7 protein-coding genes and 2 pseudogenes are annotated in these 7,319 nt (G+C 50.3%); all 9 read left to right on the top strand.

Annotation, left to right across the window (positions count from 1 at the left end; all coding sequences use genetic code 11):
- A pseudogene (locus tag J9889_RS23325) lies at nucleotides 1–116 on the top strand (ISAs1 family transposase); the annotation flags it as partial.
- Between the two features lie 30 nt (nucleotides 117–146).
- A pseudogene (locus tag J9889_RS23320) lies at nucleotides 147–983 on the top strand (IS30-like element ISAs2 family transposase); the annotation flags it as partial.
- Between the two features lie 324 nt (nucleotides 984–1,307).
- Nucleotides 1,308–2,216: a flagellin gene (flaB, locus tag J9889_RS23315; RefSeq protein WP_210558383.1), complete on the top strand. Its 909-nt coding sequence runs from the start codon at nucleotides 1,308–1,310 to the stop codon at nucleotides 2,214–2,216.
- 52 nt (nucleotides 2,217–2,268) lie between these two features.
- Nucleotides 2,269–2,691 carry a flagellar protein FlaG gene (locus J9889_RS23310; RefSeq protein ID WP_210558381.1) on the top strand — a complete coding sequence of 141 codons (423 nt, stop codon included), beginning with the start codon at nucleotides 2,269–2,271 and terminating at the stop codon, nucleotides 2,689–2,691.
- Between the two features lie 33 nt (nucleotides 2,692–2,724).
- On the top strand, nucleotides 2,725–4,110 hold the full coding sequence (fliD, locus tag J9889_RS23305) for a flagellar filament capping protein FliD (RefSeq protein ID WP_210558378.1): 1,386 nt from the start codon (nucleotides 2,725–2,727) through the stop codon (nucleotides 4,108–4,110).
- Between the two features lie 37 nt (nucleotides 4,111–4,147).
- Nucleotides 4,148–4,561: a flagellar export chaperone FliS gene (fliS, locus tag J9889_RS23300; RefSeq protein WP_210558376.1), complete on the top strand. Its 414-nt coding sequence runs from the start codon at nucleotides 4,148–4,150 to the stop codon at nucleotides 4,559–4,561.
- A complete protein-coding gene (locus J9889_RS23295) occupies nucleotides 4,558–4,851 on the top strand; it encodes a hypothetical protein (protein ID WP_043129336.1) in 294 nt (97 codons plus the stop codon). The genes fliS and J9889_RS23295 overlap by 4 nt, the downstream gene beginning before the upstream one ends.
- A gap of 12 nt (nucleotides 4,852–4,863) precedes the next feature.
- Nucleotides 4,864–6,972, top strand: coding sequence for a 6-hydroxymethylpterin diphosphokinase MptE-like protein (locus tag J9889_RS23290; protein ID WP_210558374.1), 2,109 nt, complete (start codon nucleotides 4,864–4,866; stop codon nucleotides 6,970–6,972).
- Nucleotides 6,973–7,201: 229 nt separating this feature from the next.
- Nucleotides 7,202–7,319 (top strand): helix-turn-helix domain-containing protein (locus J9889_RS23285; RefSeq protein ID WP_148091053.1); only part of this gene is annotated, 118 nt, incomplete at its 3' end.

Raw genomic sequence — 7,319 nt, 5'->3', positions numbered from 1 at the left:
GGCGGTTCGTATTGAATATCGTAAAACAGAGCAATTGTGGTGCTCGAAGTCAGAGAAACAAGCTAAAAAGAGCCGGCTGGAATGACGACTATCGGGCTCAGTTATTCTTTGGTTAAAATATCAACAAAGTGTGCTCCCGCCCTGCCCTCTACCGGGAGCTGCGTCGTAACGCCGGGCCGCAGGGCTACCAGCCAGACAATGCGCATCAGCACGCCACCCACCGACGGGCCAGTGCGGCCAAATCTCGGCTATCTGCCGATGTCATCCAGTTTGTCGAGCTGACACTCGCCTGGTGGTGGAGCCCGGAGCAGATAAGCGCGGTGGGCAAGCAGATAGGCCTCATGGTGAGTCACGAGTGGATATACCGCCATGTGGCCGCCGACAAAGCCCGGGGTGGCCAGTTGTACCGCCATCTGCGCCAGGGCCACAAGCGCTACCGCAAGGGGGCGAGCAGCCTGCGTTCTCCCATCAAGGAAGCCCGCTCTATTGATGAACGGCCGGCTATCGTCGATAGCCGGGAGCGGCTCGGTGATTGGGAGGCGGACACGGTGCTGGGCAAGCAAGGCACAGGTGCACTGGTCACCCTGGTGGAGCGCAAGAGCCGGCTCTATCTGGTCAAGCGGGTCGCGAGCAAACAGGCTGGGGTGGTGCGGGATGCGATAATCGAGATGTTAACGCCCTACATCGAGCAGGTGCATACCATCACCTTTGACAACGGCGGCGAGTTTGCCGAACACAAGGCGATAGAGGAAGCGCTGGGTGCCGAGACTTACTTTGCGCACCCTTACTCTTCGTGGGAGCGCGGTCTGAACGAGAACAGCAATGGGCTGTTGAGGCAGTTTATCCCAAAGGGAACAGACCTGAGAGAGGTCACGGACGAGGATGTCAGGAGAGCGGAGCAGTGGCTCAACCTACGACCTCGGAAATGTCTCGGATTCAGGCAGCCTGTCAAGGTATTCGAAGAGTACCGTCAGGCGGCATAGGCGAGTGTCGCACTTCGAAGTTGAATTCGCGGTGTTGCATTTCTTTCTTGTTATCATCTTGGGCAGAGAGCGTTTACCTCTTTGTTGATGAGGGCGGCAATAAATTTCCTAAAGCTTCTGATGGGGCTGCCGCTACATAATATGAAGCAAATTGAGGGGTGTTCGGAAAACCAACATTTGCGCAACTGCGGGTCCAATGTCCGTTCAAACAGAGGACCCGCCAGATGGCACAGACCGTTCAATCTGTCCGTCTGAACGGTGGGATCCTTGTTTTGTAGACACAAGCAGAGCCCGCAGTTTCTTGTTCATCAGGAGAAATCTTTTATGGCCATGTATATCAATACCAATACTTCATCATTGAACGCCCAGCGTAACTTGATGAACACCAACAAATCTCTGGATACCTCTTACACCCGTTTAGCATCCGGCCTGCGTATCAACAGCGCCAAGGACGATGCCGCGGGTCTGCAGATCTCCAACCGTCTGACCTCCCAGATCAACGGTCTGGATCAGGGTAACCGCAACGCCAACGACGGCATCTCAGTCGCCCAGACGGCGGAAGGGGCCATGGATGAGGTGTCAAGTATGCTGCAGCGCATGCGCACCCTGTCTCAGCAGTCCGCCAACAGCTCCAACAATGCGGACGACAGGGTTGCGCTCCAGCAGGAATATAGTCAGCTGATGACCGAGATAGACCGGATCTCTAGCGACACCACCTTTGGTGGCCAGAAGTTGCTTGATGGTAGTTATAAGGGAAATTTCCAGGTGGGTGCCGATGCCGGTCAGACCATCAGTTTCAAGATGACCACCGCGTTTACCATTGCCGGCATTGCCAAGATGACCAAGTCTAGTGCAGCTGTTTCTGTCACCGCAACGGCAGCAGAACCCTATAAAGTGGTTGCCTCTACAGGCCCTGTCACGACCAGCGATGTAAACAGTATCTCTACTGCTGATAATGCGCAGAAGGCAATGGCCAACCTGGACTTTATGATCAAGGCGGTAGATGGCAAGCGTGCCGAGCTAGGTGCGGTGCAGAACCGGTTCGACTCCACCATTCGCAACCAGTCCAACGTATCCGAGAACCTGAGTGCCGCCCGTTCCCGTATTCGCGATGCGGACTTTGCCACCGAAACCGCGAACATGACCAAGCAGAATATCCTGCAGCAGGCGGCCTCCAGCATACTGTCGCAGGCCAACCAACGCCCGCAGTCCGCCCTCTCTCTGATGGGCTAAGTTCTGAGGGTTAAGTACAGTGGCAGCGTGATATTGAGACGGGAGAGAAAAGATGACAACTGAACTCGGTAAACTGTCATCTGTCAATGTCGCTTCCCTACAGCCAAGTGACAAGAGCGGCCAAGTGGCCGCTCAATCACTTTCTGGTGCAGTGGAAGAGGCCGGTGCTACACAGCGGAGAGATCAGGTGCCGAAGGATGCGGCCCCCCCGCCAGTGAAGAACCAGGCAGAGATTGAAAAACAGGTACAAAATTTGCAGGAGTTTGGCCAGTTACAGGGATGGACGGTCAACTTCAGCGTGGAGCAAGAGCTGGATCAGGTGGTGATCAAGGTAGTGGATGCGGACACCAAGTCTGTTATTCGCCAGATCCCCAGTGAGGAGCTGCTTGCGATAAATAAACGGATCCATGCACTGCGTCAAGGCGAGGCAGGCGCCAACCCCAGGCTCGGTTTGTTGCTTGATAGTGAGATTTAAACCCTTAGTACGGAATGATGAGGAGAGGATAAAATGGCAGGGATTACTTCTGCGGGGGCGGGGTCAGGCATAGACTTGGAGAGTGTGATCTCCGCCAGCTTGAATGCTAGAAAAGCGCAGGTCCAACAACCGATCACCACCAAGAAGACCAACACCCAGATCACCCTCTCCGGGGTGGGTCAGTTGAAGTCTGCCATTGCTTCTTACGTTACCACTCTTAAGGAGATGTCCAAGACGGATGCCTTTAACAAGCGCGCCGTCAATATTACCCAGGACAAAGACAACCCCATCCTCAAGGTGGAGAGCAAGACCGGGGCCTCCAATGGTCAGTACAATATCACTGTCAAGAAATTGGCAACCACCAGCAAGTTTGAAGGCACCTTTGACAGTTCGACGGATTCTCTGGCGACCGAAGATGGCATCCTGACCTTCAAGGCCGGTGACAAGACCTTCTCCGTGGACGTAAAGGCGGGGGATTCGCTGCAGAGTGTGCGCAAGAAGATCAACAACGACGGCGACAACTTCGGCCTGACCGCCAACATCATCAACACCTCCGATGGTAAGGCCAAGCTGGTGCTGGACTCAGGCGTGAGCGGCACCGGCAAAGATCTGCAGGTCAGCGGCAACACCGCGGGCCTGACAGGTTTTGCTTCCTCCCTGACCCAGACCCAGACCGCCAGCAATGCCGAGATAGTGGTGGATGGCAATACCCTGACCAGTGACAGCAATACTTTCGATGGTACCATCATGGGCCTCAAGGTCACGGTGCTGCGCGAATCTGACAAGGATACGGACGGTAATGCCAAGTCCAACAAGGTCGATGTCGCTACCGATAAAGAGGGCATCAAGACTATGGTCAAGAGCTTTATCGATGGCTATAACGGTCTGGTGAGCAAGGCCGATGCCCTGGGCAAGCGCAACACCATAGTGGCAGGGCAGAGCAAGGATGACGGTGGGGCCCTCGCCGGTGATTCTGTGACCCGCAGCGTGGTCAACCTGATGAGCGGCTCCATTATCTCCCCTTCCGAAAATTCGAGCTCGTTTTCCTCTATCTTCCAGCTCGGAGTCAAGATGGACAACAAGGGGGCACTCTCCCTGGATAACGAGAAATTTGACGAGGCGCTGGACAAGAACTTCGAGCAGGTGGTCGCCATTTTTGGTGGTGAGAAGGGGGTGGCTGGCAAGATGGCGACGGCTCTGGAGGGTTACTCCAAGACTGGGGGGCTGTTGGCTCAGCGGGAAGACTCGCTCAATTCAGATCTTCGAACTCTGGCCCAGAAAGAGTCTGATGCCTCGGCCCAGTTGGTCAAATACGAGGCCAGTCTGCGAGCTCGTTATGCCGGCCTAGATGCCATACTTGCCAAGATGAACCAGTCGGCCTCCTATCTGAGCCGTATTAATACCTCTACGTCATCCTGATTAACATTTTTCGCGATCCCGAGGGAGGAGAGTTGTCATGTATCGCAAGAGTATCAAAGCCTACACCACCCAGAACCTGCAAACCGAGATGGCTGTGGCCGATCCTTATCGTGTCATCCAGCTAATGATGCAAGTCTGCGTCGAGCGCCTCGCCCAGTCGAAAGGGGCCATAGAGCGCCGGGATTTCGAAGCCAAGTCGGTTGCCATCTCCAAGAGCATGGCCATCATCAATGGCCTGCAGGACGCGCTGGATCTCTCCTATGGCAAGGTGCCGGAGGATCTGTTTGCGCTTTATGACTACATGAAGCAGAGATTGCTTGATGCCAGCCGCAATATGGATACGGCTCCGCTTGATGAGGTGGGCAAACTGATGCAGACGATTAAGAGTGGTTGGGATGCGATACCGTTAGAAGAGCGGGCACAGGCATTGGCACGACAGACTGCCGTATGAAAGATGCGACTAAATTACGAGAATTGAGTTCGGCCATTGAGGGCGCTCTCGCAGCACAGGATTTGCCATTGGCTCATCGATTGGTTGATGAGCGCTTAGCTTTTTTACAATCGCTCTGTGCTATCGGGCAGTTTAGCCAAGAGTTAGTACTGGCCGCCAAGGCCGTTCTTGCGCTTGATGGTAAATTGTGTGTTGTTCTCGAGATGGAGAAGTGTGATCTGCAACAACGTCTGCGCGATGTCATGGTTGCAGATAAGGCAACCCAAATGTATAAAGCTCACTCCAGATAAGTAGGATCATTTATGAATATCGATCAAAGCATAGAATCGCTTGAGGCTGAAATTGCACGTCTGCGCCGCCAGCAAGAACAAGAAAAAGCCATGGTTGAGATGCTACCCATCCGATTCAATGATAATTTGAATGCTTTTCGTCGATATATACCAGCCATTTATGAGCAGTTCGAAAACTATCAACCAGTGCGACCATTCCGATTGTATTGCAATGAGAATGGTATTCCCAATCTATTATGGCTTGATGATAAAGTATCTCTTTACGGCAAAGATCCATATCAGGAAGCTTCAGCCCAGATTGAATTAGTCATGCAGAGATCAGTCATCGAAAGTACTCGTTACAGTAACGATCAGGATTTTTTTAATCAGATCCATGTACAGTATTTGAATAAAATGGGAGAGCTGATTGAAGAGATGGAGGGGAAATTAACCCGGATGAAGGGGGTTCCTGCGACCATGCCATTGGTGATGATGTTCGGTGTTGGTCTTGGATATCAGTTGGGATTCTTGTATGAACGATGTGCCATTAAGAATCTCTTCATCTTCGAACCGGATCTTGATCTATTTTATGCCTCTCTCTTTACTTTTGATTGGGCTCCTTTGCTTTCCTTCCTTAATGAAGAAGAAATGGGACTGCATTTTTTTATTGGTCATGATGAAGATACCCTGATCAATGATATGTTAGATGCAGTGCATAAGAAAGGTGCTTTTTGGGTATCCAATCAATTTGCCTTCTGGCATTACCCGTCCGATACTATATTTTCTCTAATCGCAAGAGTGTCCAAGGAATTCTATTTACTCAAAACAGGGTGGGGTTTTTTTGACGACAACTTGTTCGCCATCGCTCATAGTCATCAGCATTTGGTTGAACGTACTCCCTTCTTGTTAAAGAATGATGGATGGCCGCAAGATCTGTCTCGTTTGCCAGCATTTGTCATTGGCAATGGCGCTTCACTCGATACAGCATTACCGTTTCTCCGTGAACATGGGGATCAGGGGATCCTGATTGCTTGTGGCTCTAGTATCAGTGCGTTGCATAAGCAGGGCATAAAGCCAGATATATATGTTGCAGTTGAACGCACTAAGAGTTCGGCTGATTTCCTTGCCTTGCTCAAGGATCCCGATTATCTCAAGGATATCCTGTTCCTGAGTGTGGATGTCATTCATCCGGAGTGTAAACAATACTTTGCCCGTACGGGACTTGGTTTTAAGCCTAATGAACCCATGTATGCCATTCTTAATGGGCGGGATGGCGATGTACAAAATTTTTCCGATCTACGTTTCGTCAATCCATTTGTTGGTAATGCCGGTCTCAGTTATGCAGTAACACTGGGTTTCGATGAAGTATATCTATTTGGTATCGACAATGGTTATAAGAATAATAACCAGCACCATTCGGCGCATAGTCTTTACTACAACAAACAACAACCAATAAAACAGCTAACCGATATAGTAACAGCCGAAACAGGCTTTGCCGTAGATGGGAATTTTGGCGGCACGATTACTACCAATACCTTGTTTGGACTTGCTATTTACAGTATGGAGCACCTATTAAGGGATAATGAAGACGTTCGATGCTTTAATTGTAGCGATGGTGCCATTATTAAAGGGGCCAGACCTTTGCCTGTTGAGCACATAGCATTGCAGGTTCAGTCATTAGATAAAAAGGAGTTGCTGGACAACCTTTATAATAGATTGTTCCGCCCCCTGTCGATAACCTCTGATGAGATAAGCGGATTACTGGCAATAGACTTTTTTGACGAACTTGTGGATCTGATGATTACTGAATGGGAGTCTACTCAATATGATAGACAGACCTTCGCCTCTCTCATGCAGAGGCAGTATGATTATCTCATATATGTTGCAGGAACCCGACAGCACCATGTGTATCGAGTGTTGGTAGGTTCTCTGAATTATTTTTTCTCCTGCTTTACCAGCCTCATCTATGCATTCGAGGATGAGGATATGAAAGAGTTATTATGGCAGCCGGCAGTTGATATCATCATTGCTTTTCTGAAGGAAACTAAGGTGAAGTATCACCATGTTCTCGACCATATAGATACAACTTATTATGAGGTGCTCAGACTATTTGATAATGCAGATAATAAAAACAAAAATTAATTTGTCATGGCAAGGGATTAATGAGGCGTGTTATTTAAAACAAATTTAAATGTCATTTCATACACTGAACATTAATAAAGTATATTATGTTCTCATGTACTAAGGAAGGTGCGAATAAGTCATACGGGAATTCAGATAATAAGTGCGACACTCATGGATGAATGGCGAGAGGTGGCCAACTGCTGATTGGTGGTACCCTTCTGCTCGCCAAAGTAAAAGCAGTATCACCATGAGCTATCAGCAGTTGACCGAGGGGCAACGATACCAGTTATCGGTGCTTCGCGCACAGGGGATGTCCATCCTTGCCACCGCACGCGCCATTGGCGTTCATCGCTCCACCCTCTACC

The organism is Aeromonas sp. PrichA-15, from assembly GCF_017939245.1.
Taxonomy (GTDB): domain Bacteria; phylum Pseudomonadota; class Gammaproteobacteria; order Enterobacterales; family Aeromonadaceae; genus Aeromonas; species Aeromonas caviae.
This window is presented reverse-complemented; position numbering and strand designations above follow the sequence as displayed.